This is a genomic window from Phenylobacterium sp. FG114 (assembly GCF_057809855.1).
In genome coordinates this window covers 47431-70391 of record NZ_JBMDKU010000002.1, presented here as the reverse complement: position 1 = coordinate 70391, position 22961 = coordinate 47431, and the positions used below count along the sequence as shown (strand labels likewise).

The following is a 22961-nucleotide window of genomic DNA, read 5'->3' as shown; positions in this document are numbered from 1 at the left end:
GCGCCGCTGTCGCTCCCCCGGCCACGAACCACCCCCTCAACGCGTCGTCACATACTGCTTCTACGAGCGGGGCGACCCGCGGTTCAAGCTTTGGCGGCAGCAGTGGTGTCGCTTCTGCACAGCTTGAGGGACCGCCGTTTCGCGGTAAGGAGAGGCCATGACCGTCCAGATCCTGCAGTTCGGAACCACCGGCCAGCTGGCCACGGAGCTGTTGCGCCAAGCCTCGGGCCATGACGTGGCGATCACCGCGCTGTCGCGCGCGGACGTCGACCTCGCCGATCCCGCCGCCTGCGCGCGCAAGGTGATGGAGGCGCGTCCGGACGTCGTGGTCATCGCCGCCGCCTACACCGCCGTGGACCTGGCCGAGACCGAGGCCGACCTGGCCCGCGCCGTGAACGCCGGTTCGCCCGGGGCCATCGCGACGGCGGCCGACGCGGTCGGCGCGGCGGTGATCAACGTGTCGACGGACTACGTCTTCGACGGCGCCGGCGGCGCGCCCTACGCGGAGGACGCCCCGACCAACCCCCTGAACACCTACGGTCGTACGAAGCTGGAAGGCGAGGTGGCCGTGGCGGCCGCGAACCGCCGCTCGCTCAGCATCCGGACGTCATGGGTGGTCTCGCCCCACGGCAAGAACTTCGTGAAGACCATGCTGCGCGTCGCGGCCGCGGGAAATCCGCTGAAGGTCGTGGACGACCAGTCGGGCCGCCCGACCTCGGCGGCCGACCTCGCCGGGTTCATCCTGTCCCTCGCGCCGCGCCTGGCCGAGACCAAGGCGGGCGACGACCTGTTTGGAGTGGTCCATTTCGCCAATTCGGGCGAGGTCACCTGGCGCGACTTCGCGGTGGAGATCTTCCGCCAGGCGCTTGGCGATAAGGCGCCCGAGGTCGGGGGCCAGAAGACCGCCGACTACAAGACGCCCGCCCAGCGCCCGCTGCGAGCGACGATGGACCTGGACAGGCTCCAACGAGTCTACGGGGTCGCGCCGCGTCCATGGCAGGCGGCGCTCGCCGACATCGTGGCGGAGCTCCGGACGACCGCCTGAGGCGGGGCGTTCAGAGAATCCGGCCGGCGAGCGCGGGTTCGGCCGACCGGGCGCTTTGCGCCGTCGCCCCGGGATCGCTCGAATGCGGGGCCGCCAGCGCGATCGCGGCGAGCAGGAGCAGGGTCACCACCAGCAGAACGGCGTTTCGCGTTCGATACATGCATGGTGGATGCCAATATCGTGCCTGCGAAGCAAGCGAGCGCAGTCGCCGGAGTCCCCATTCTGAGGAGCTAGTCCAGCGCGATGCCGGCGCGCCGGAGGATCCGGTAAAGGCGCCGCAGGTTGGCCAGGTTGGCCGCCAGGAACTCCCGATGCCGGGGCGTATCGAGGGCCTCGGTCGGAACGATGACCCCGCCCTTCACCCGCCGGCAGCGGCCTGCGGCGCACATCTTCTCCACGTGGCGGCGCGTGGTCTCGTAGGGCATGCCCAGGCTGTTGGAGAGCGCCAGGATGCTGATCGGACGCCGCATCTCATCCGGCGGAATATCGGTCAGGTCGCGGAAGCCGGCGTCTTCCTCGTGGCCGAGGTGGGTCACGTTGGCCTGGACGATCGCGATCGAGATCAAGCCCGCCAGCAGCTCCCCGTCCGCCAGTTCCCCAAGCATGCGAAGCGAGCGCAACAGGTAGTCCCCGCCGGCGCGCGCCGCGACGCGGGCGCCGGCCAGGTCTTCTGGGGGCTCGTGGCTCACGACCCCGCCAGGCGGCTCTTGTTCCGCCCGTACAGCAGGTAGAGCACCACCCCGATGGCGTTGCAGGCGAAGAAGAAGATCATCGTCTGGGTCTGCAGGCTGGAGAACAGATAGAGGCAGCCGGCGATCGTCGCCGGCGCGACCACCCAGACGAGCGGCGTCACGAACGGCCGCGGCAGGTCGGGCGAGCGGCGGCGCAACACCATCACCGCGAGGGCCACCGCGATGAAGGCCGCCAGGGTGCCGGCGTTGGCCAGGGACGCGATCTCGTCCAGCGGAACCAGGCCCGCGAAGATCGCCGCGATCACACCGGTCATGATGGTCACCGTCGTCGGCACGCCCCGCTTATCCACCGACGCCAGGCGCCGCGGAAGCAGGCCGTCTCGCGCCATGGCGAAGAACACGCGGCTCTGCCCGAACATGAAGACCATGATGACCGTCGGCATGGCGACGACCGCCGCGCCGGCGATGATCGCCGCGGCGCCCGGCCGGCCCAGCTCTTTAAGAACGAAGGCCAGGGGCTCCGGGCTGGCCGAGAACACCTGGAAGGGCACGGCGCCCAGCGCGCAGGCGGCGATGACCATGTAGATCAGGGTGCACAGCACCATCGAACCCACGATGCCGATGGTGAGGTCGCGCTTCGGGTTCTTCGCCTCCTCGGCGGCGGTCGAGATCGCGTCGAAGCCGTAGAACGCGAAGAAGATGATCGCCGCGGCGCCCATCACGCCGAACTTCTTTCCGTCGATCTCGTGCGCGCCGAAGCCGAAGGGCGCGAACGGCTCGAAGTGGCTGGCGTCGAAGCTGGGCAGGGTGAAGGCCACGAAGGCGGCGAGCGCCAGCAGCTTCACGCACACCAGGACGAAATTGACCGTGGCGCTCTCCCGCGTGCCGACCAGCAGCATGCCGGTGACGGCCAGCGCGATGAAGATGGCGGGGACGTCGACCACGCCCTTGTCCAGGAACGCCTCGGGCACGCCCCAGCCGGCCTGGCGGATCAGCCCCGACGCGTAGCCCGACCAGCCGACGGACACCGCGCTGCAAACCAGGGTGTATTCGAGGATGAGACTGACGCCGATGATCCAGGCGATGGCTTCGCCCAGGGTCACGTAAGCGTAGGTATAGGCGCTGCCGGCCTGCGGCGTCAGACTGGCCATCTCGGCGTAGCAAAGGGCGGCGCCCGCGCAGATCACGCCCGCGATGGCGAACGACAGGATCACGCCCGGCCCCGCCAGGCCTGCGGCCACGCCGGTCAGGGTGTAGATGCCGGTGCCGATGATGGCGCCGACGCCCAGCGCGATCAGGTGGGGCCAGCCCAGAGTCGCCTTGAGGTGATGGCCGCCGTCGGCGGGCGCGCCCAGTTCGAGCGGCTTGCGGCGGGTGATGAAGCTCATGGCGTCCCCTCGTTTTGAGCGATCATTTGCCCTGAGCCGCGTGGAACTGCCAAGCCTTGCCCCGAAACGCGGGCGTGGAGGGGCGAGCCTTTCCGCGCGGGAGGCGGCCGGAGCTGCCTTGGCGGAACCTCATCTGAACATTGATTAGAAATAATGATGCAACGCGTCGGTGGTTGGGTATGATTTGGCGTAACACGCAATTCTGGGGATGGGCCCGGACGGAGCACGAAGCTCCGCCGCGGTCCATGGGAGGAGTATTTCCATGAGCAAGGCGCGCTTTTCCGCGTTCATGACCACCGCGGCCGCGAGCGGCCTGCTGTTCGGCTGCGCGGCCGACGGCCAAGCCCCGAACGCCCTGTCGGCGGGCACGCCGACGGCCGCCGCCGCGGCTGAGACCAGCGCGCTGCACACGCCGGCCACCATCGACAATTTCATGCTCGCCGACACCGACTACATGGGTCACGAGCTGTATCGCACGGACGCCAAGCTGGTCGTCATCGTCACGCAGGCCAACGGTTGCCCGATCGTGCGCAATCTGGCCCCGTCGCTGAAGGCGCTGAAGGCCAAGTACGAGGGCCAGGGCGTCCAGTTCCTGATGCTCAACTCGGCCATCCAGGACAGCCGCGACTCCATCGCCGAGGAAAAGAAGGAATACGGGTTCGACATCCCGATCCTGATGGACTCCAACCAGCTCGTCGGCGAGCAGCTGGGCGTGACCCGCACGGGCGAGTTCTTCGTGGTCGACCCCAAGACCTGGAAGGTCATCTATCGCGGCCCGCTGGACGACCGGCAGACCTATGGCTCGCAGAAGGCCGAGGCCACCCACACCTATGCCGCCGACGCCATCGAGGCGGGCCTGGCCGGCAAGCAGGTGATGGCCACCAACATCCAGAGCCCCGGCTGCCTGGTCGACTTCCCGAACCGCAAGGTCGCGGCGATCTCCTACACCAAGCAGGTCGCCCCGATCCTCGAAGCCAAGTGCGCGGGCTGCCACACCGAAGGCGGCATCGGTCCCTTCGCCATGTCGAGCTACGAGATGGTCAAGGGCTTCTCGCCGATGATCCGCGAGGTGCTGCGCACCGATCGCATGCCGCCTTGGAACGTCGACCCGCACGTGAGCAAGTTCGCCGACGACAAGAGCCTGACGCCGGCCGAGATCAAGACCGTGGTCCACTGGGTGGAACAGGGCGCCCCGCGCGACGGGACCAGCGACCCCCTGGCCGTCGCCGCCAAGAAGCGCGTCGTCCAGGAATGGCCGCTGGGCAAACCAGACCTGATCCTGGCGCTGCCGACCTACAAGATCCCGGCCTCGGGCGTGGTCGACTACCAGCGGCCGATCGTCGTGAACCCGCTGACCGAGGGCAAGTGGGTCAAGGCCTCGACCTACGTCGTCAACCAGCGCCAGGCGGTGCACCACTTCCTGTCGGGCTACCTCAAGGAGGTGCCCGCCGACGGCAAGGGCAACGAGAGCCGCTGGGGCGCCTCGATGGGCGGCTACGCCGTCGGCGCCGAGAGCACGCTGTGGCCGAAGAACGTGGGCACCTACCTGCCCCCGGGCGGCGCCATCGGCTTCCAGGCCCACTACACCCCGTTCGGCAAGGAGGTGACCGACGCCTCCAAGATCGGCCTCTACTTCTACAAGGACGGCGAGAAGCCGGACCTGGTGATGCGCAACTCGGTCATCGTGGACAACACGATCAAAATCCCGGCCGGCGAGGCGCGCCACAAGGAGACCGCCTACCTCGACGTGCCGAAGGACATGCTGCTCTATTCGGCCTTCCCGCACGCCCACTACCGCGGCTACGCCTCTGACCTGTGGCTGCGGACGCCGGACGGCAAGGAGAAGCTCATCCTCGCCATGCCGCGCTACGACTTCAACTGGCAGCGCGAGTACACCTTCGCCCAGCCGCTGAACGTGCCGGCGGGCTCCAGGCTGATCGCCCACTACTGGTACGACAACTCCAAGCAGAACCCGGCGAACCCGGACGCCACCAAGACCATCGTCTGGGGCGACCAGTCCTTCGAGGAGATGTTCTACACGGCGATCCGCTACCGTTGGACCGAAGAGACCTCAAGCAAGCTGACCGAGAACGACCGGCTGATGGATGAAACCCGCCTGCTCGGCATGTTCGACGACAATCTCGACGGCAAGATCGAGAAGGCCGAATTCAAGGGTGAGCTGGGCGACAAGCTGTCGCCGTACTTCGCCCAGATGGACCAGAACAAGTCGGGCGCCATCGAGAACAGCGAGCTGATGGCCGCGCTGAAGGTGATGGGCGGCGGTCGTCGCCGTGAACAGGCCCAACAGGCCCCGGCCGCCCCCGCGGCGCCGGCCGCCACGCCCGCCAAGTCCGGCGGTCGCTAGCGAGTAGCGCAGACGGTCTCTCCCCGGCTAAGACGATACGGCCAGGGCCCGTCCCAGTTGGCGCCCGCCAACTGGGATCAACGGGCCCGACATCTATGGTTTAGAGGCCTTCTTGTCCGGTCGTGACGTGCGTCACGGCCGGGAAGGCCTCTGGGGAGAGACCGATGCGCCTGCTGATCCACGAGAAGTCCTATCGCCGCATCCACGCGGCCATCGCGGCTCACGGCCCTGCCGTCGAGCCGCTTCTCGTTTCCGACACCGGGGAGATCACGCTGGCGGGCAGGCCGGTGGACGCCGAGGCCGCCGACGCCGAAGCGGCCTGGGTCAATTCCGACGTCTTCTTCGGCGGGGCCATGCGCCCGTTCGCGGTCGCGGCGCTGAAGTCGCCCGCCCTCAAGTGGGTGCAGAGCGGCGCCGCCGGCTTCGACAACGCCATCTTCGGCCAGTTCGTGCAGAAGGGCGCCCAGCTCACCACCAGCCACGGTCAGGCCGTCGGCATCGCGGACTACGTCCTGTGGGGCGTCCTGGACGTGTACCAGGGCGGTCCCGCCCGCCGGGCGGCCCAGGCCGCGCACGACTGGAAGCGCCTGCCCTACCGCGAGATCGAGGGCTCGCGCTGGGTGGTCCTGGGCTTCGGCGCCATCGGCCAGGGCGTGGCCGCGCGGGCCAAGGCGTTCGGCGCCCATGTCACCGGCGTCCGGCGTAGCGGCGGGTCCGATCCCGCGGCCGACGCCATGGTCACGCCCGACCGGTTCCTGGACGCCATCGCCGAGGCCGACGTGGTCGCCCTGTGCGCGCCGGCGACGCCCGAGACCCGCCACATCATGAACGCCGAGGCCTTCGGCGGCATGAAGCCCGGTTCGGTGCTGGTCAACGTGGGCCGCGGCGCGCTGGTGGACGAGCCCGCCCTGCTGGCCGCCTTGGCCAAGGGCGCGCCGGCGCATGCGGTGCTCGATGTCTTCGAGGCCGAGCCTCAGCCCGCCGACAGCCCGTTCTGGGACCATCCGCAGGTCACTCTAACCCCGCACGCCGCCGGCATGAGCTCGGGCAACGCCCCCCGCAACGACGCCCTGTTCGTCGACAACCTCGCCCGCTACCTCTCCGGCCAACCGCTGGAGAACGTCGCCGACCCGAAGGACGTGCTGGGCGACCGCTAGTCCGGCCAGAGGTCCTGCAGGTCGCCCTTGCGGTTCAGCATCCGCACGGCGCGCTTCACCACCGCCAGCAGCCGTTCGCGCCGGGCCGCCTCGTCATAGGTCATCGACCCCTTGGCCATGCCCTCCAGCAGGAAGCGGCCCAGGTCGCGGCTGGTCTGGAAGCGGGGATCGACGCCGGCCTGCATCAGGGCGCCGATGCGGTCGCCGCCCAGCTGGGCGTGATCGAAGGCGCTGCGCGCGGCGGCCAGGCGCTCGTCCAGCATGGGATCGGTGCGCGCCGCGGCCTCGAGCTCGGCGAAGGCCTGGAACGGGATCTCGTGCAGCAGGGCCCAGTAGACGTCGATGGCATGTTCCGACGCGTCGACGCCCGCCGCCGGCGGCGTCGAGGCGGCCTGTTCGAACAGCCGCGCGCGGTTCAGTTCGATGTGCGCCACGGCGGCCTCGACCAGCTCCTCGCGGGTGGCGAAGTGGTAGAGCATGGCGCCGCGGGTCAGCAGCGCCGCGTCGGCGATCACCGCATTGGTGGCCGCGTGATAGCCGATCTCCGCGAAGAGGCGCATGGCGGCGTCGAGGATCCGCGCGCGCGTCCTCTGCGACTTGGGCGTCGCCTTGGCCGGATATATCGAGGCGTCCATCGGACCCAATTGGCGACGACCTGACAGGCCTGTTTCCTTCAAATGCCCTAGCCATATGGGTGACGGCCGTGCCAGATCATACGACCACTCTGCGGGTATTGGACGCGCAATGTTCGCCGATTGGGCGCCGCTCCGCCCGGTTTGCCGCTTTGTCGGATAACGGCGGCATCCGTTGACTTCCCCCTCGAACTCATGACAGTGCGGCTGCCATGAAAACCCCTCTGCCGAACCTTCGGGACCGCCAGCGTGAGGAGACCCGCGAGCAGATCCTGCGCGCCGTGGGCGACCAGCTCGAAAACAGGTCGCTGGAAGACCTCAGCTTCGCCGAGATCGCCCGCGACGCCGGCGTCGGGGAGCGCACCGTCTATCGCCACTTCCCCACCAAGGAGGCGCTGCTGGGCGCCTTCTGGGCCTGGCTGCAGAGCGAGGCGTTCCGCCAGCAGCCCGACCGGCCCAAGCCCCTGCGCACCGACCGGCGCATCCGCGAAGCCATCACCGCGCCGCGCGACGCGCAGCGACCCATGCGGATCCTCATCGCCACCGACGCCTGGGAGCCGCAAGTGAACGGGGTGGTCCGCACCCTGACCCGCGTCGTGCAGGAGTTGCAGGCCATCGGCCACGTGGTGGAGGTGATCCACCCCGGCCAGTTCAAGACCTTCCCCCTGCCCACCTACGCCGAGATCAAGGTCGCCATCGGCGTCTACGAGCCGGTGCAGGAGCTGTTCAAGGCGTTCGAGCCCGAGGCCATCCACATCGCCACCGAAGGGCCCATCGGCCTGGCGGCGCGGCGCATCTGCGTCGAGTGGAAGCTGCCCTTCACCACCAGCTATCACACGCGATTCCCGGAATACGTGTCGGCGCGCCTGCCTTTGCCCCTGGCGGCCGGCTACGCCTACATGAAGTGGTTCCACAAGCCATCGGGCCGGCTGATGGTGGCGACGCCGACCATGCGCGAGGAGCTGTCGAACCACGGCTTCCGCAACATCTCGGCCTGGTCGCGGGGGGTCGACACCGACACCTTCCGCCCGCGCCGCGAGGACGAGCCCGACATCTTCGCCGACCTGCCGAAGCCGGTGTTCCTCTACGTGGGCCGCGTGGCCGTGGAGAAGAACATCGAGGCGTTCCTGGCGCTCGACCTGCCCGGCACGAAGGTGGTCGTGGGGCCTGGCCCACAGCTCGACGAGCTCAAGGAGAAGTATCCCGGCGTCGTCTTCAAGGGCTCGCGCTCGGGCAAGGAGCTGGCCGATCACTACGCCTGCGCCGACGTCTTCGTGTTCCCCTCGCTCACCGACACCTTCGGCCTGGTGATCCTGGAGGCCATGGCCGCCGGCACGCCGGTGGCGGCCTATCCGGCGCCGGGCCCTATCGACCTGATCCCCGGCTCCGGGGCCGGCGTCCTGGCGCTGACGGCCACCGAAGGGCTGCGCGAGGCCTGCCTGCAGTGTCTCGACCTGGACCGGAAGAGGGTGCGCGCCTTCGCCGAGAAGTTCTCGTGGCGCGCCTGCGCCGAGGACTTCGTCAAGAACCTCCAGCCCTATCCCGAGCCCGAGAAGACGCGCTTCTGGCGGCGACTCCGCCGGCTGGCCCGTGTGCGGCGCCGGCGCCCGGAAGTCGCCTGACGCGACGGTTGCGTGACACTTTTATGACAATCGGTGTTGGCGCGGGCCACAACCCCGCGTAAACCCGCCGGCTCTAACGGCCCGCCGATGGCCGATCTATGGGGAGCCGCACGACGTCGATGGGCAAGAAGAGCGACAGGCTGCGTCCGGAGCCCGATCGGGAACCGCGCACCCAATATGCCGCCCTGCCTTGGCGCAAGCGCGACGACGGCGCCGTCGAGATGCTTCTCATCACCTCCCGCGAGAGCAAGCGCTGGGTGATCCCCAAGGGCTGGCCCATGAAGGACAAGCTGCCCGAGGAGGCGGCCGCCCAGGAGGCCTATGAGGAGGCGGGCGTGCTGGGCAAGCCGGGCCACAAGACCCTGGGCGTCTACCACTACGACAAGCGCCTGCGCTCGGGCCGCCTGCAGCACGTGCGGGTGATGGTCTTCCCGTTGGAAGTGCGCGAGGCGCGCGACATCTGGCCCGAGATGGCCGAGCGCGACCGCCTCTGGTCGTCGCCCGCCGAAGCCGCCAGCCTGGTCGACGAGCCCGAGCTCCGGACCCTGCTGGCGAAGTTCAAGGCCTGAGCCTTTCCCTCCCCTTCATGGGGAGGGATGACCTTACAGCAGGCGGCTGCGGATCGCCTGGCTCAGCATGTCGATCAGGCTGACCGCCACGATGATCACGACCACGATGGCCGCGGTGTTCGAATAGGCGAAGGCGTTCAGGCTGTCGAACAGCACCTGGCCGATGCCGCCGGCGCCGATCAGGCCCAGCACCGTGGCGCTGCGGCTGTTGGATTCGAAGCGATACAGGGCATAGCTGGTCCAGAGCGGGGCCACCTGCGGGATCACCCCCCAGACCACCTCGTGCAGCTTGTGGCCGCCCGTGGCGCGCACGCCCTCGACCGGCCCCTTGTCGATGGACTCGACGGCCTCCGAGAACAGCTTGGCCAGCACGCCCGAGGTGCCGATCGACAGCGCCATGACGCCCGCCAGGGGGCCGGGCCCCACGGCCACCAGGAAGATCATCCCGATCACCAGGTCCGGCACCGAGCGGACGACGTCGAGGAAGCGGCGGACCGGCAGCTGGATGTAGGCCGGGGTGATGTTGCGCGACGCCAGCAGGCCCAGTGGCGCGGCCGCCAGGATGGCCAGCGCCGTACCCCACAGCGCCATTTGCACCGTCAGCCACATCTTCGAGACGTAGAGCTTCCAGTCGGTGAAGTCGGGCGACAGGAAGCCCCGGCCCAGCTCCTGCATGTTGCCGGAGTTCTGGAACAGCAGCGGCAGCTTGTTGAGCTCGGCCGGGCCGAACGCGATCGCCAGCAGGATGATCAGCCCGCCCCACAGGGCGAGGTCCGGCGCACGCTGCGCCAGCGTCCGCCGGGGCGGCGGCGGAATCGCGGTCTGGGTCGTCATTGCGCGGGGACCGGCTCGAGCTGACGGCTCTTGGCGGCCTCGGCGGAGATCCTGTCGAACTCGGCCTGGGCCTTGGCGACCTTGGCGGCGTCGCCCGAACGCTTGGCGGCGGCCAGCGCCTCGCTGGCCTCCATCTCGCGCACCGGGTCGAGGTAGGAGTTGTCGGCCGGGCGGAAGCCTCCGTAGGCGAGGCCCTTCAGCACTTCACGCTGCTTCTCGGCCTTCGCGTCGGTCCCGGTCCCATAGGTGAGGAAGAACTGGCGGATCTTCTCCTTGAGCGCCGGGTCGAGGTCCTTGCGCACCACGATCGAGCTTTCGGGAAGCGGCGGCGATTGCCAGATCACCTCGACCTTGGCGGCCAGTTCGGGGCTCTGGCGCGCGAAGAACAGCATGCCGACCGAGTTGTTGGTCGCCACGTCGACCACGCCATTGGCCACCGAGAAGGCGTTCGCCTGGTGGCTGGCCGAGCGCACCGACTTGAAGCACTTGTTCGGCTCGATGTTCTTGGGCGTGAACAGATAGGTCATCGGCGCCAGCGTGCCGGACGTCGACTGGGTGTCGCCCAGGCCGAACGACAGGGTCTTGTCGCACTTCAGCACCTTGTCGAGCGTGATCCCGCTGCCCTTCTTGACGATGATCACCGACTTGTAGGTCGCGTCGCCGCCGGCATCGACCACGCGGCCCAGCACCTCGGCGTCGGCGCGGTTCACGGCTTCCAGCGCGGGAGACGCCGAGAACCAGCCCATCTGCACCTGCTTGAAGCGCATGGCCTCGACCAGGCTGGTGTAGTTGGTGGCGAAGTACGGCTTCACCTTCACGCCGATCTGCTCGGACATGTCGGCCAGGAGGGGCGCCCACAGGGGCTCCATCGAGGTCTGGTTCTCGGCCGAGAGGATCGAGAAGGTCAGCTCGCCCGGCGTGCCGCCGTCGGCCGTCTTCTCGGCGGGCTTGCCGCAGGACGCCAGCGCCAGCGCGGCGGCGCTCAGGGTGAGGATGAGGGTGCGACGGATCATGTGGGCGCTCCTTCCCAGAAGACGTCCTCGAATTCGGGGCCGTAGATGTCGATGAGTTGCTCGCGCTTCAGGCCGTCGGAAGGGCCGTCGTAGACGACCTGGCCGGCCTTAAGCGCCACCACGCGGTCGCAGTAGCGCAGCGCGTAGTCCACCTGGTGCAGGGTGACGAGGACCGTCAGGCCGTCGTTCTTATTCAGCTCGCGCAGGATCTCCATCACCCGGCGGGCCGAGACGGGATCGAGCGAGGCCACGGGCTCGTCGGCCAGGATGATCTTGGCCTTCTGGACCAGGGCGCGGGCGATGGCGCCCCGCTGCTGCTGGCCGCCCGACAGCGTGTTGGCGCGCTGGGTGGCATAGTCGGACACGCCGAACCGGTGCAGCGCCGCCATGGCCGCCTGCTTGGTCTCCGCAGGCCACAGCCCGAGGGCGGCCTGCCAGAAGTTGATCCGCCCCAGCGACCCCAGCGCCACGTTGGTGAACAGGCTCAGGCGGCCGACCAGATTGAACTGCTGGAAGATCATCCCGATCCGCGTGCGGGTCTTGCGCACGTTGGAGTCGATCCGGCCGTCCTTCTGGACCGGACCGTCGAAGGCCACGATCTCGCCGGGACCGGCGTCAATGGTCTGCAGGGCGCTGATCGAGCGCAAGAGGGTGGATTTCCCCGACCCGGAGGGACCGATGAGGGCGATCATCTCGCCCTTCCTGGCCTCCAGCGACACCCCGTCGAGGGCGCGGCGCTGGCCGAAGGTCTTGGAGACGTTCCGTATCGACAGAACGGCGGCGTCAGGCATGAGGGTTTTCGGAGCTTTCCCGTAGTAGCCCGGCTTCATGGCACGCCGCGGCGCCCCCGGTCTAGCGCGCGCCTCGCACACTTGGCGGCCCAGGCGAAAAAGCCGCGAAGTTCGACGCTGGCGTCCCACGGACCGACCCGTACGGCCGCCGCGCGAAGGCGCCGCACACACAAAGGCTTTACACGCCCGTTCAAAGACCCTATTTGCGCGCCTTCCGGCGGACCCGAAGTCCTAAAAAGCGCTGCTAACGCCGGTCTGGGTTCAACAATCCGTTGGGGGTTGCGTGAGGTGCAGACGTACCATACGCCCCTGGACCTGGTCCGTGAGCGGTCTCCGGAGCGTCCTGTCGCCTTTGCGCGGCCGGATGCTGTGGCCGTAGCGGCGCGCTGGTTCCAGGACAAGTTTCAAGGCGACGTTTTCTACGCTGTGAAGGCGAACCCTTCGCCGTGGGTCATCGAGGCCCTGGTGAAGGCTGGCGTGAACAGCTTCGACGTCGCGTCGGTCCCCGAGATCGAACTGGTCGCCCAGTTCGCCCCGGGCGCGCGCATGGCGTTCATGCACCCGGTGAAGAGCCGCAAGGCCATCTCCGAGGCGTATCATCGCTATGGCGTGAAGACGTTCTCGTTCGACACCCATGAGGAACTGCGCAAGATCCTCGAGGCGACGGACGGGGCCAACGACCTCACCCTGATCGTCCGCCTGGCCGTGCAGGCCGAAGGCGCGTCGTACTCGCTCTCGGGCAAGTTCGGCGTTGACGCGCACGATGCGCCGTCGCTCCTGCTGGCCGCGCGCCGCGCGACCCAGGGCAAGATGGGCGTGTCGTTCCACGTCGGCAGCCAGTGCATGCGGCCCACCGCCTACCAGGCGGCCATGGCCCAGGCGAACCGCGCCATCGTGCGCGCCGGCGTTCTGGTCGACATCGTGGACGTGGGCGGCGGCTTCCCGTCGATCTACCCCGGCATGGCGCCACCCGACATGGCGGAATACGCCGACAGCATCCATCGTGGCTTCGCCGAGATGAGCGTGCACGAGGACACCGAGCTCTGGGCCGAACCCGGCCGGGCGCTGGTGGCCGAGGCCTCGTCGATCCTCACCAAGGTCGAGCTCAAGAAGGGCGACGCGCTGTACCTCAACGACGGCAGCTACGGCTCGCTGTTCGATGCGGCGCACGTGAAGTGGCCCTTCCCGGTGAAGCTGTATCGCGGCGAGGGCGAGGCGGCGCACGAAGTGGACGGCCCGCTGAAGCCCTTTCGTTTCTACGGCCCCACCTGCGACAGCCTGGACCACATGCCGGGCCCCTTCTGGCTGCCGGAAGACATCCAGGAGGGCGACTACATCGAGATCGGCATGCTCGGCGCCTACGGCGTCGCCATGAACACCCGCTTCAACGGCTTCGGCGACGCCGAGACCGCCATTGTGGGCGATGCGCCGATGGCCTCGATGTTCGGTCTGGCCGGCCGCTCGATCCGCCTGCCCCGCGAGGAGCGGGAGGAAGAGCGCAAGGTCGTCCGTTTCTCGCGTCCGAAGGGCCGCGCCGGGAAAAGCCGCCGCAAGCGGTGACAACTGACGCGTTTGGAATGTTATAGGCGCGGCCGGTCGCTCCGTCCCGGTCGCGCTTTTCTATTGTCGACGGGCGATCACCCTCAGAAGGGAACTTCAGAAGATGAACGCTCCGGCGAACACGAACCGCAAGGCCGAGCTGCTGGCCAACACCGTCGAACACGTGGCGATCGACCAGTACGACGCCCGTCCCGTCATCGACGCCATGCGCAAGATGAGCTTCACCAGCCGCGACACCGCGCGCGCCGCCGACATCTGGGCGATGTCGCTGGAGGACGCCGAGTGCTCGACCTGGCTGACCCTGGCCGGGTCCACCTCGGCCGGCGGCTGCATGCACATCTACCGCGACATGGTGAAGTACGGCATGATCGACGCGATCGTCGCCACCGGCGCCTCGATCGTGGACATGGATTTCTTCGAAGCCCTCGGCTTCAAGCACTACCAGGCCGACTCCACCGTCGACGACCGCGAGCTGCGCGAGATGTACATCGACCGCATCTACGACACCTACATCGACGAGGAAGAGCTCCAGAACTGCGACGGCACGATCTACGCGCTGTGCGAACTGCTGGAGCCCCGCCCTTATTCGAGCCGCGAGTTCATCCACGAGATGGGCAAGTGGCTGGCCGCCGGCAACGCCAAGAAGCCCGACAGCCTGGTCGAGGTCGCCTATCGCGAAGGCGTGCCGATCTTCTGCCCCGCGTTCGTGGACTCATCGGCCGGCTTCGGCCTCGTGAAGCACCAGGTCGAGCGGATGAAGGCGGGCAAGCCCTACCTGACCATCGACGCCGTGGCCGACTTCCGTGAGCTGACCGAGATCAAGCTGAAGGCCGGCGCGACCGGCCTCTTCATGGTCGGCGGCGGCGTGCCGAAGAACTTCGCGCAGGACACCGTCGTCTGCGCCGAGATCCTCGGCCACGAGGTCGACATGCACAAATACGCCGTCCAGATCACCGTGGCCGACGTGCGCGACGGCGCCTGCTCGTCCTCGACGCTCAAGGAAGCCTGCTCGTGGGGCAAGGTGGACGTGACCTGGGAGCAGATGGTGTTCGCCGAAGCCACCACCGTGGTGCCGCTGATCGCCTCCGACGCCTGGCACCGCGGCGCGCACAAGAACCGCAAGAAGCGCCGCTGGGCCGACCTGTTCCAGAAGGCGTAGCGCCTTTCCCGAACGCCAGACGAAGGGGTCGCCGGCACAGCCCGGCGGCCCCTTTTTCTTTGCCGCCCCGCTCGGCCGTTGCCACGCCCCCGCCGCTTTGCGACACCTCGGGAGGTTGTTTGGGAGAGCGTCTCATGCGGATGAAGCTTGTCGTCGTGGCCATGGCCGCCGTTGGCCTCATGGGAGCCGCCCCGGCGGCCAGGCAGGCCTTAGCTCCCGCGCCGCCCCAGCCCTACCTCGGCCCCGACGACCTCGACACCTACAAGATCCTGCCGCCCGCGCCCGTGCCGGGAACCACGCGCTACGAGGCCGACCGCACGATCTACCTGCAGACCCGCAAGCTGGAAGGCACGCCACGCTGGGATATGGCCGAGGCCGACGACAACTCGTTCGGAATCCTGAAGGGCATGGCCTGCGCCCTGGGCGCTGAGCTGACGCCGCAGAATGCGCCCAGGACCTACGCCCTGTTCGCCAGGGTCGGGCGCGACGCCAGCGCGGTCACCAACCGGCCGAAGGACATCTACAAGCGCCAGCGGCCCTACCTGATAGACGAAGGGAACATCTGCATCGCCAAGTCCGAGGCGCTCGCCAGGAGCCCGGACTACCCCTCGGGGCACAACACCTGGGGCTGGACGGTCGGCCTGCTGCTGTCCGAGATCGCGCCGGACCGGGCCACCCCGATCATGTCCCGCGCGCGCGCCTTCGGGGAAAGCCGCCTCGTCTGCGGCGTGCACAACCTCAACTCGGTCTACATGGGCTGGGCGAACGGCTCGATGCTGGTGGCCGCGCTGCACGGAAAGGAAGGGTTCCGCAAGGACCTGGACGAGGTGCGCAAGGAGGTCGCCGCCGTGCGGAAGTCAGCGCCGGCGCCGGACGCCGCCAGATGCGCCGCCGAGGCCGAGGTCGTGGCGCAGAACCCGTACTGAGACCTCAGATCCCGGCGTACCACTCGTAGCCGCGATCGGGCCAGAAGCCGCCCGAGCCGCGCCCGATGCCGTCTAGCGACGCCACCGCCTCCACTCGCATCACGTACTTCGCGTGCTTGTAGCCCAGCTGGCGCTCGACCCGCAGGCGCAGCGGATAGCCGTGACGGATCGGCAGCGTCGCGTCGTTCATCTGGTAGGCCAGGATCGTCTGTGGATGGTAGGCGTCGACCAGGTCGATGCTCTCGTAGTACCTGCCCGCCCCGTCCGTCGCCGTGGGGTCGAGCGTGTCGGCGCAGTGGAACACGATGTAGCGGGCCTCGGGCTTCAGCTTCGCCCGGTCCAGCAGGGCGGACAGGCGCGCACCCTTCCACTTGCCGATCGACGACCAGCCCTCGACGCAGTCGTGCCGGGTGATCTGGGTGCGGGCCGGCGCGGCGCGGATCTCGGCCAGGCTGAGCGCCAGCGGCTGTTCCACCAGCCCGCCGATCTCCAGCCGATAGCTCGCGAAGTTCTCGGCCAGCAGGCGGACGTACTCCGGATCCTGCGGCCGCATGGTGCCATTGGCCTTGAAGTCGCTCGAGATGTCCGCCGGCGCGAACTCGCGGGCCAGCGCGTTGCGGTCGGTGACCAGCCGCTGGGCGCCCTTGGTCCACCTCTCGGCGACCTTCAGCACGCCGTTGAAGCCGGGGTTCGCGACGAGCCGGTCGCACCCCGCAAGCCACAGCGAGCCCAGGGTCGCGCCCGCGGCGGCCAGCCAGCGTCGGCGGTCGAGGCTCACGAACGGTCTCCTTCGACTTCGATCGCGTACCGGCCGGTGATCATCGAGCGGATGTTGTTCCAGAAGCCGGACGCGACCACGAGCAGCAGGTGCACGATCACGAACAGCACGATCAGGCTGGCCGACAGGAAGTGGATCGTCCGCGCCGACTGCCGCCCACCGAACAGGTCGATCAGGCCGGGGACGGTGGCGTTGAAGCCGGGGGACATGGAAAGCCCCGTCAGCACCATGAGCGGCAGCAGCAACGCGATCACGGCCAGGTAGGTGAACTTCTGGATCACATTGTACCGGCGGGCGTCCTCGCCCTTCGGAAACTGAAACCGCGCGTGGGTGGCGATCTCGTGCAGGATGTGGCGCGGCTTGACCTGATCGCGATCGGGCAGCAGGTCGCGCTGGATGTGTCCGCGCCCCAGGCTCCACAGCCAGTAGACCAGCCCGTTGATCACGAAGAGCCAGGCGAAGAAGAAGTGCCAGCGGCGTCCGTCGGCCAGCGAGCGGTAGCTAGGAACGGTGGCCCAGCTCGGGAAACCGCGCTGCTCCCGGGCGCCTGCGGCGCCGGACCAGCCGAAGACGCCGGTGGTGTCGAACTGCAAACCGCCGATGGTGGTGATCCCCCGCGGTTCCCCGCCGATCTCTTCCTTCTTCATCGAAACCCACGGCTGGGCGAAGGTCGACTTCGCGCCCCAGTACAGCGCCGGGTGCGCGTTGAAGATCTGCAGGCCGCTCATCAGCAGCAGGCTGATCACCAGGACGTTCAGCCAGTGGGTGATCCGCGTGACGCCCGAATGGCGGCGGACCAGCACCTTGGCGGGTTTATCGGCCATCGGTTCCTCCGCCCCCAATGTGGCCCGCGCCGGCGCCCATGGCGAGCCCATGAAAAGGCATCGGAACGATAGCTTGGCCCGGCGCGCTTTCAGGAGACAGCACCAAATTGTGGAGCTTCGCCATGGGCGCCGAGAGAACCGCGAACGATGACCGAATTCAGTCCGAGGGCCGCAAGGACAACGCCGCCCAGCCCCTGAACGCCGCCGAGCCCAATGCGGGGGCCGAGCGCTACCCGTCGGCCGGCAAGGATGACGGGGTCGAACCGCCCGCCGGAGAGCGCCGCAGCTTCGATGGCGCGGCGAACCCGCGGCCGCCCCAGGGGGCCGGCGACGGCGGTCCGGCCGCAGGCAAGCGCTAGCCGAAGCAGGCGAACCCGCTAATCTCCGCCCCGAACCGGGGGAGCCTTGAGCGTGGCGGAAGTGGAAGTCTGGCGGGGCGGCGTGGCCTCCTGGGAATGCGACCAGATGGGCCACCTCAACGTCGGCTTCTACGTCGCCAAGTCGATGCAGGCCCTGGCCGGCTTGGCCGCCGAACTGGGGATGCCCGGCGCCTTCGCGTCCAGCGCCGAGGCCACCTTGCTGGTCCGGGAGCAGCACATCCGCTTCATCCGCGAGGCGCGGCCCGGCGCGCCCCTGCGCATGACCGGCGGCGTCGTGGCCATGGGCGAGGACCAGGCTCGCCTGATGCTGCTGATGCATCACCAGTCCGGCGAACTGGCCGCCAGCTTCCAGACCGTCGTCGCCCACGTCACGGCCCGCGATGGCCGGTCCTTTCCCTGGTCGGACCGTATCCTGGCCCGCGCCGAGGCCCTTCGCGTCGAGGTGCCCGAGACGGCCGCGCCGCGCTCGGTCGGACTTGAGCCGGTGGAGACCCAGGCCAGCCTGGCGCGCGCCGACGAGCTGGGCCTGGTCCGCACAAGCCTGGGGGTGATCGACGCTGGCGAGTGCGACGCCTTCGGCCGCATGCGCACCGAGACCTTCATGCACCGGCTGTCGGACGGCATCCCGCACTTCTTCGCCGGCCGGCGGCCGGGGTCGCTCGATCCCGAGCGCAAGGTGGGCGGGGCGGCGCTGGAATACCGACTGATCCATCACGCCTGGCCGCGCGCCGGCGACCGCGTGGCGCTGCGCTCGGGCTCGGCGGGCGGCGACCGCCGCTTCCGCCGCCTGGTGCACTGGCTGCTGGACCCCGCCACCGGCCGTCCCTGGGGCAGCGCCGAGGCCATCGCCGTCTCCTTCGACCTGGAGACCCGCAAGCTGATCACCCTTTCGGACGAGGAGTTCGCCCGCGTCGAGGCCGACGCCGTGCCGGGCCTCGGCCTCTAGCCGGCCACGTCGAGCAGCGTCTCGCGCACCAGCTCGGGCCGCTCCATGGGCAGGAAGTGGCTCGTCCCGGGGATCACCTCGATGCGCACGCGACCCGTCGCCTCCAGCTCGGCCTGGCCGTCGTCCAGCCTGGCCGTGGAGCCCACCTCGGCGCGCAGGATCCGGATCGGACAGCGCGTGGCGCGGAAGGCCGCCCAGGGGTCGTAGTGGTGGGTGCGGAAGTTGGACGCTTCCCACTCCGGCGCGCAGGTCAGGGTGACCTCGCCGGTGGCCGTCTCGCGGAACCCCGCCTCGACGTAGTCGGCCAGCTGCTCGGGCCGCCACGACCGGAAGGCGCCGCGGCCCGTATAGGCCTCCACGGCCGCCGCCTTGCTGGGGAACGTCGCCCGCCGGCGCAGCGCGCCCTCGGCCAGCGGGTTGTCGCCCAGGCTGGAAGGCCGCTGCTCGGGCGTGAAGATCACGGGATCGAACAGCGCCAGCGCCTTCACGGCCTCGGGCCTGTGCGCCGCGGCCAGCAGGCTGGACGTACCTCCCATCGAATGGCCGGCCAGCACGACGGGGCCATCGGCTTCGGCCTCGACCAGGGCCAGCAGGTCGTCGCGAAACTCGTTCCAACCCTCGCGGCCCTCGACCACGGCCGGGATCGTCGTGGCCCCGTGGCCCCTCAGGTCCAGCGCCAGGATCCGCAAGCTCGCGGCCAGCGGTCCCAGGATCGTGCGGTAGGTGCGGGCGTTGAAGCCGTTCGCGTGGGAGAACACCACGTCCACCGGCCGCTCGGGCGGGCCGAAGTCCAGCACCGCCATCTCGCCGCCCCGCGCCGGCAGCGCCACCCGCCGCGCACGCGGCTCATATCCGACCATCGCGTTCATTCCGCTTCCTATCGCGATGACGCCGCGAGAGGAAAGCCGCTCACGCCGTAACGGGGATCGCTTCGGCGTCGTCGTCCTTGCGGCGGATCGCCATCGCGGCGCAGGCGGCCACGATCCCCAGCAGCCCGGCGATCACGAAGGCGGCCACATAGCTGCCCTGCACGTCGCGCAACACGCCCGCCCCGAACGCCGCCGTCGCCGCGCCCACCTGGTGGCCGAAGGCGATCCAGCCGAACACGATGGGGCCTTCACGCTCGCCGAAGTTCTCGGTGGCCAGGCGAACGGTGGGCGGCACGGTGGCCAGCCAGTCCAGGCCGTAGAAGACCGCGAAGATCGACAGGCTGACCAGGTCGAACTGCAGGAACGGCAGCGCCATCAGCGAGAGGCCGCGCAGGGCGTAGTAGACAAACAAGAGCTTGCGCGGATCGTACCGGTCGGTGAGCCAGCCCGAGGCCGTGGTGCCGACGATGTCGAACGCGCCCATGGCCGCCAGCAGCGCGCCGGCCTGGACGAGCGCGAGGCCCTTGTCACCGCAGAATGAGATCAGGTGGGTGCCGACCAGGCCGTTGGTCGTGAAGCCGCAGACGAAGAAGGTGGCGAACAGCAGCCAGAAGGCGGGCGTGCGCGAGGCGCGGACCAGCACCCCGATCGCCAGGGCCACGGCGTCCTGCGGCCGCGCCTTCGGTGGCGCGGGCTCGATCTCGGTCGCGCCATAGGCCGGCTGGCCGATGTCGGCCGGACGCTCGGGCATCAGGAAGAACACCAGCGGGACCAGGGCGGCGGCCACAAGCGCCACGGCGATCACCACCGGCCGCCAGCCGCCACTCTCGGCCAGGGCCGCCATGCCCGGCAGGAAGATCAGCGATCCGGTGGCGGTCGAGGCGCTCAGCAGCCCCATGACCAGGCCCCGGCGATGCACGAACCAGCGGTTGACCACCGTCGCGCCCATCGACAGCGCCACCGCCCCGCTGCCGAACCCGGAGAGGATTCCCCAGGTGACCACATAGTGCCAGGGCTGGGTCATGAAGAGGCTGAGGGCGGTCGACGCGCTCATCAGGACCAGGCCGGTCAGCAGGGTGCGCTTCAGGCCCAGCGTCTGCATCAGGGCCGCGGCGAAGGGACCGACAAGCCCATAGAGAAAGATGCCGACGGCGGCGGCCGCGGAGAGATGCCCTCGCTCCCAGCCGAAGGCCTGATGCAGCGGGGTGAGCAGGACACCCGGCGCCGAGCGCAGTCCGGCGGCGGCCAGCAGGCTCAGGAAGGTGACCGCGGCCACGACCCAGGCGTAGTTCTGGCCGAACGGCCGCCCCTGTGTTATGTTCATGTGACTGACCGGTACGGCAAATGCGAGCCCATGTTCAATACGTACCGGTCTGTAACGAGGCAAGCGTTTTCATGGCGAGAAAACCTAACGAGACGCCCAAGGCGGCTGAACGCATCCTGACCACGGCGGGCGAACTGTTCTACCGTGAAGGCACGCGCGCCATCGGGGTGGACGAGATCGTCGCGCGGGCGGGGGCGACGAAGCCCACGCTGTACCGGGCCTTCCCTTCCAAGGACCACCTGATCGCCGCCTACCTCGAGGGACAGGGCGAGGGCTTCTGGGCCTATTTCGAGGCCGCGGCGCAGAAGCATCCCGACGATCCCCGGGCGCAGATCCTGACCTTCTTCGACGAGCTGGCCGAGCGGGCGTTGAAGCCCGGCTATCGCGGCTGCGCCCTGACCAACGCGGCGGTGGAGTATCCGGCCGCCGACCATCCTGGCCGGCTGGTCTCGGTGGAGCACAAGCAGGGCCTGCGCGATCGCCTGCGCCAGATGACCAAGGCCATGGACGCCAGGAAGCCCAAGAAGCTGGCCGACGCGCTGCTCCTGCTGATCGAGGGGGTCTATGTCTCCAGCCAGCTCTTCGGAAGCGACGGGCCGGCCGGCGCAGCCAAGGGCGCCGCCCAGGCGTTGATCGAGGCCCACACGCGCGGCCATCAAGATCCCGAGTAGGATGACGAGCTATCCCCTGGCCACCATCGGCTACGAATCCGCGCCCCAGGCGCGCGTGATTGAGACGCTCAAGGCGGCGGGCGTCGAGGTTCTGATCGACGTCCGCGCCGTGGCCGCGTCGCGCCGCGCCGGATTCTCGAAAGGCCTGCTTTCCTCCAGCCTGCAGGACGCTGGGATCGAGTATGTGCATCTGCGCGAGCTGGGCACGCCCAAGGAGGGGCGGATGGCGGCGCGCAAGGGCCGCACGGCCGAGATGCGCGAGATCTTCGAGGCTCACCTGGAAGAGCCCAAGGCTCAGCTCCAGCTGGCCCAGGCCATCGAGATCGCCAAGGCGAGGAAAGCCGCCCTGCTCTGCTACGAGGCCGACCACCGCGGCTGCCATCGCTCGATCGTGGTCGAGCGGATGCTGGACGTCGCCGACTTCCGGGTCGAGAACCTGGAACCGTCTACGCTGTAAACGAGCGCTGGCCTTCCCCCGCGTCCCCGCGCGATGATCCGCGGCAAAGGGAGCACGCCATGAACGCGCCGGCCGCCATCGACATCACCACCACCGACTGGACCTGTTTCGACGTCTCGATCGAGGACCACGTCGCCCACATCCGCCTGAAGCGGCCCGAGGCCATGAACAGCATGGTCCGCGAGTTCTGGAACGAGCTGCCGCGCATCGTGCGCGACATCGACGAGAACGCGCGGGCCCGCTGCATCGTGATCTCGTCCACCGGCAAGCACTTCTGCGCCGGCATGGACCTGGCCGTCTTCGGCGGCGGCGGGTCGACGTCGGCGGCCGCCTCGCAGGACAAGGCGATCAACGCCGAGGCCATGCGCTACCATGTGAAGATGCTGCAGGACGCGTTCTCTTGCCTGGACGAGGCGCGCATGCCGGTGATCGCCGCCATCCAGGGCGGCTGCGTCGGCGGCGCCGTCGACATGACCAGCGCCTGCGACATCCGCTACTGCAGCGCCGACGCCTTCTTCGTGATCCAGGAGATCAACATCGGCATGACCGCCGACGTGGGCACCTTCCCGCGCCTCTGCAAGCTGATCCCCGAGGGCTGGGTGCGCGAGCTGGCCTATACTGGGCGCCGCCTGCCGGCGCTCCGCGCCCGCGACATCGGCCTGGTCAACGAGGTGCTGGAGACCCACGAGGAGGTGGTGGCTCACGCGCTCGCCACCGCCCGCGAAATCGCGTCCAAGGCGCCGCTGGCGGTCACCGGGTCCAAGGTGATGATCAACTACGCCCGCGACCACACCATCAAGGACGGCCTGGACTATATCGCCGTCTGGCAGACCAGCATGTTCTCGGGCCCGCACATGGCCGAGGCTTTCAAGGCGAAGTCCGAAAAGCGCGACGCCGACTTCCCCGACCTCGCGCCCCTACGGAAGGAAATGTAAGGGCTAGTTCCTCCCCCGCTGGGG

Annotated in this window: 24 protein-coding genes and 1 pseudogene; 14 read left to right on the top strand and 11 right to left on the bottom strand. The window is 68.9% G+C overall.

Annotation, left to right across the window (positions count from 1 at the left end; genetic code table 11):
- Positions 1 to 157 precede the first annotated feature (157 nt).
- A complete protein-coding gene (gene rfbD, locus ACODSY_RS03340) occupies positions 158 to 1045 on the top strand; it encodes a dTDP-4-dehydrorhamnose reductase (RefSeq protein ID WP_488950232.1) in 888 nt (295 codons plus the stop codon).
- Positions 1046 to 1055: 10 nt separating this feature from the next.
- On the opposite strand, the gene ACODSY_RS03335 is transcribed toward rfbD, so the two are convergent.
- From ACODSY_RS03335 to ACODSY_RS03325, 3 genes are all read right to left on the bottom strand, one after another.
- Positions 1056 to 1205, bottom strand: coding sequence for a hypothetical protein (locus tag ACODSY_RS03335; protein ID WP_488950231.1), 150 nt, complete (start codon positions 1203 to 1205; stop codon positions 1056 to 1058).
- Between the two features lie 70 nt (positions 1206 to 1275).
- Positions 1276 to 1734, bottom strand: coding sequence for a hypothetical protein (locus ACODSY_RS03330; protein ID WP_488950230.1), 459 nt, complete (start codon positions 1732 to 1734; stop codon positions 1276 to 1278).
- Positions 1731 to 3125, bottom strand: coding sequence for an amino acid permease (locus tag ACODSY_RS03325; protein WP_488950229.1), 1395 nt, complete (start codon positions 3123 to 3125; stop codon positions 1731 to 1733). Before ACODSY_RS03325 ends, ACODSY_RS03330 begins: the two co-directional genes overlap by 4 nt.
- Positions 3126 to 3387: 262 nt before the next feature.
- Here ACODSY_RS03325 and ACODSY_RS03320 point away from each other — a divergent pair, with 262 nt between their 5' ends.
- Together ACODSY_RS03320 and ACODSY_RS03315 are read left to right on the top strand one after the other, a co-directional pair.
- Positions 3388 to 5490, top strand: a complete 2103-nt coding sequence (locus ACODSY_RS03320; protein ID WP_488950228.1) for a redoxin family protein — start codon at positions 3388 to 3390, stop codon at positions 5488 to 5490.
- A 164-nt stretch (positions 5491 to 5654) separates the two neighbouring features.
- Positions 5655 to 6647, top strand: a complete 993-nt coding sequence (locus ACODSY_RS03315) for a D-2-hydroxyacid dehydrogenase (RefSeq protein WP_488950227.1) — start codon at positions 5655 to 5657, stop codon at positions 6645 to 6647.
- On the opposite strand, the gene ACODSY_RS03310 is transcribed toward ACODSY_RS03315, so the two are convergent.
- Positions 6644 to 7282 (bottom strand): TetR/AcrR family transcriptional regulator, encoded by a 639-nt coding sequence (locus ACODSY_RS03310; protein ID WP_488950226.1) that lies wholly within the window; start codon positions 7280 to 7282, stop codon positions 6644 to 6646. The genes ACODSY_RS03315 and ACODSY_RS03310 overlap by 4 nt on opposite strands.
- 209 nt (positions 7283 to 7491) lie before the next feature.
- Here ACODSY_RS03310 and ACODSY_RS03305 point away from each other — a divergent pair.
- The 3 genes and pseudogenes from ACODSY_RS03305 to ACODSY_RS03295 form a co-directional block, all read left to right on the top strand.
- A pseudogene (locus tag ACODSY_RS03305) lies at positions 7492 to 7674 on the top strand (TetR/AcrR family transcriptional regulator); the annotation flags it as partial.
- A 129-nt stretch (positions 7675 to 7803) separates the two neighbouring features.
- Positions 7804 to 8901: a glycosyltransferase family 4 protein gene (locus tag ACODSY_RS03300; protein WP_488950628.1), complete on the top strand. Its 1098-nt coding sequence runs from the start codon at positions 7804 to 7806 to the stop codon at positions 8899 to 8901.
- Between the two features lie 98 nt (positions 8902 to 8999).
- A complete protein-coding gene (locus ACODSY_RS03295; protein WP_488950225.1) occupies positions 9000 to 9470 on the top strand; it encodes an NUDIX hydrolase in 471 nt (156 codons plus the stop codon).
- A gap of 33 nt (positions 9471 to 9503) precedes the next feature.
- Here the strand turns inward: ACODSY_RS03295 and phnE are convergent, their stop codons facing one another.
- Genes phnE through phnC form a run of 3 tightly spaced genes read right to left on the bottom strand, consistent with a single transcriptional unit; the run spans position 9504 to position 12108 of the window.
- The gene (gene phnE, locus ACODSY_RS03290; protein WP_488950224.1) at positions 9504 to 10304 is read right to left on the bottom strand and encodes a phosphonate ABC transporter, permease protein PhnE; all 801 of its coding nucleotides are present in this window, start codon (positions 10302 to 10304) and stop codon (positions 9504 to 9506) included.
- The gene (gene phnD, locus ACODSY_RS03285) at positions 10301 to 11317 is read right to left on the bottom strand and encodes a phosphate/phosphite/phosphonate ABC transporter substrate-binding protein (protein WP_488950223.1); all 1017 of its coding nucleotides are present in this window, start codon (positions 11315 to 11317) and stop codon (positions 10301 to 10303) included. The genes phnE and phnD overlap by 4 nt, the downstream gene beginning before the upstream one ends.
- Positions 11314 to 12108: a phosphonate ABC transporter ATP-binding protein gene (gene phnC, locus ACODSY_RS03280; protein ID WP_488950222.1), complete on the bottom strand. Its 795-nt coding sequence runs from the start codon at positions 12106 to 12108 to the stop codon at positions 11314 to 11316. Before phnC ends, phnD begins: the two co-directional genes overlap by 4 nt.
- A 288-nt stretch (positions 12109 to 12396) precedes the next feature.
- On the opposite strand from phnC, the gene ACODSY_RS03275 reads away from it, so the two are divergent.
- From ACODSY_RS03275 to ACODSY_RS03265, 3 genes are all read left to right on the top strand, one after another.
- Positions 12397 to 13668, top strand: coding sequence for a type III PLP-dependent enzyme (locus ACODSY_RS03275; protein WP_488950221.1), 1272 nt, complete (start codon positions 12397 to 12399; stop codon positions 13666 to 13668).
- A gap of 103 nt (positions 13669 to 13771) precedes the next feature.
- Complete coding sequence (locus ACODSY_RS03270) at positions 13772 to 14827, top strand: 1,9-bis(guanidino)-5-aza-nonane synthase (protein ID WP_488950220.1); 1056 nt, start codon at positions 13772 to 13774, stop codon at positions 14825 to 14827.
- A 134-nt stretch (positions 14828 to 14961) separates the two neighbouring features.
- Positions 14962 to 15753, top strand: a complete 792-nt coding sequence (locus ACODSY_RS03265) for an acid phosphatase (RefSeq protein ID WP_488950219.1) — start codon at positions 14962 to 14964, stop codon at positions 15751 to 15753.
- A 4-nt stretch (positions 15754 to 15757) separates the two neighbouring features.
- On the opposite strand, the gene ACODSY_RS03260 is transcribed toward ACODSY_RS03265, so the two are convergent.
- Positions 15758 to 16531, bottom strand: a complete 774-nt coding sequence (locus tag ACODSY_RS03260; protein ID WP_488950218.1) for a molybdopterin-dependent oxidoreductase — start codon at positions 16529 to 16531, stop codon at positions 15758 to 15760.
- Positions 16528 to 17355 (bottom strand): cytochrome b/b6 domain-containing protein, encoded by an 828-nt coding sequence (locus ACODSY_RS03255; RefSeq protein WP_488950217.1) that lies wholly within the window; start codon positions 17353 to 17355, stop codon positions 16528 to 16530. Before ACODSY_RS03255 ends, ACODSY_RS03260 begins: the two co-directional genes overlap by 4 nt.
- Positions 17356 to 17477: 122 nt before the next feature.
- On the opposite strand from ACODSY_RS03255, the gene ACODSY_RS03250 reads away from it, so the two are divergent.
- Together ACODSY_RS03250 and ACODSY_RS03245 are read left to right on the top strand one after the other, a co-directional pair.
- The gene (locus tag ACODSY_RS03250; RefSeq protein WP_488950216.1) at positions 17478 to 17714 is read left to right on the top strand and encodes a hypothetical protein; all 237 of its coding nucleotides are present in this window, start codon (positions 17478 to 17480) and stop codon (positions 17712 to 17714) included.
- 52 nt (positions 17715 to 17766) lie between these two features.
- On the top strand, positions 17767 to 18681 hold the full coding sequence (locus ACODSY_RS03245; protein ID WP_488950215.1) for a thioesterase family protein: 915 nt from the start codon (positions 17767 to 17769) through the stop codon (positions 18679 to 18681).
- Here the strand turns inward: ACODSY_RS03245 and ACODSY_RS03240 are convergent.
- Positions 18678 to 19550, bottom strand: a complete 873-nt coding sequence (locus tag ACODSY_RS03240) for an alpha/beta fold hydrolase (RefSeq protein ID WP_488950214.1) — start codon at positions 19548 to 19550, stop codon at positions 18678 to 18680. The genes ACODSY_RS03245 and ACODSY_RS03240 overlap by 4 nt on opposite strands.
- 40 nt (positions 19551 to 19590) lie before the next feature.
- A complete protein-coding gene (locus ACODSY_RS03235) occupies positions 19591 to 20874 on the bottom strand; it encodes an MFS transporter (protein WP_488950213.1) in 1284 nt (427 codons plus the stop codon).
- 71 nt (positions 20875 to 20945) lie between these two features.
- Here ACODSY_RS03235 and ACODSY_RS03230 point away from each other — a divergent pair, with 71 nt between their 5' ends.
- From ACODSY_RS03230 to ACODSY_RS03220, 3 genes are read left to right on the top strand one after another with little or no spacing between them, the layout of a single operon-like run.
- On the top strand, positions 20946 to 21545 hold the full coding sequence (locus tag ACODSY_RS03230; protein WP_488950212.1) for a TetR/AcrR family transcriptional regulator: 600 nt from the start codon (positions 20946 to 20948) through the stop codon (positions 21543 to 21545).
- Position 21546: 1 nt separating this feature from the next.
- Positions 21547 to 22002, top strand: coding sequence for a DUF488 domain-containing protein (locus tag ACODSY_RS03225; protein ID WP_488950211.1), 456 nt, complete (start codon positions 21547 to 21549; stop codon positions 22000 to 22002).
- A gap of 59 nt (positions 22003 to 22061) precedes the next feature.
- Positions 22062 to 22937 carry a crotonase/enoyl-CoA hydratase family protein gene (locus ACODSY_RS03220; RefSeq protein WP_488950210.1) on the top strand — a complete coding sequence of 292 codons (876 nt, stop codon included), beginning with the start codon at positions 22062 to 22064 and terminating at the stop codon, positions 22935 to 22937.
- The last annotated feature ends 24 nt before the right edge of the window (positions 22938 to 22961 follow it).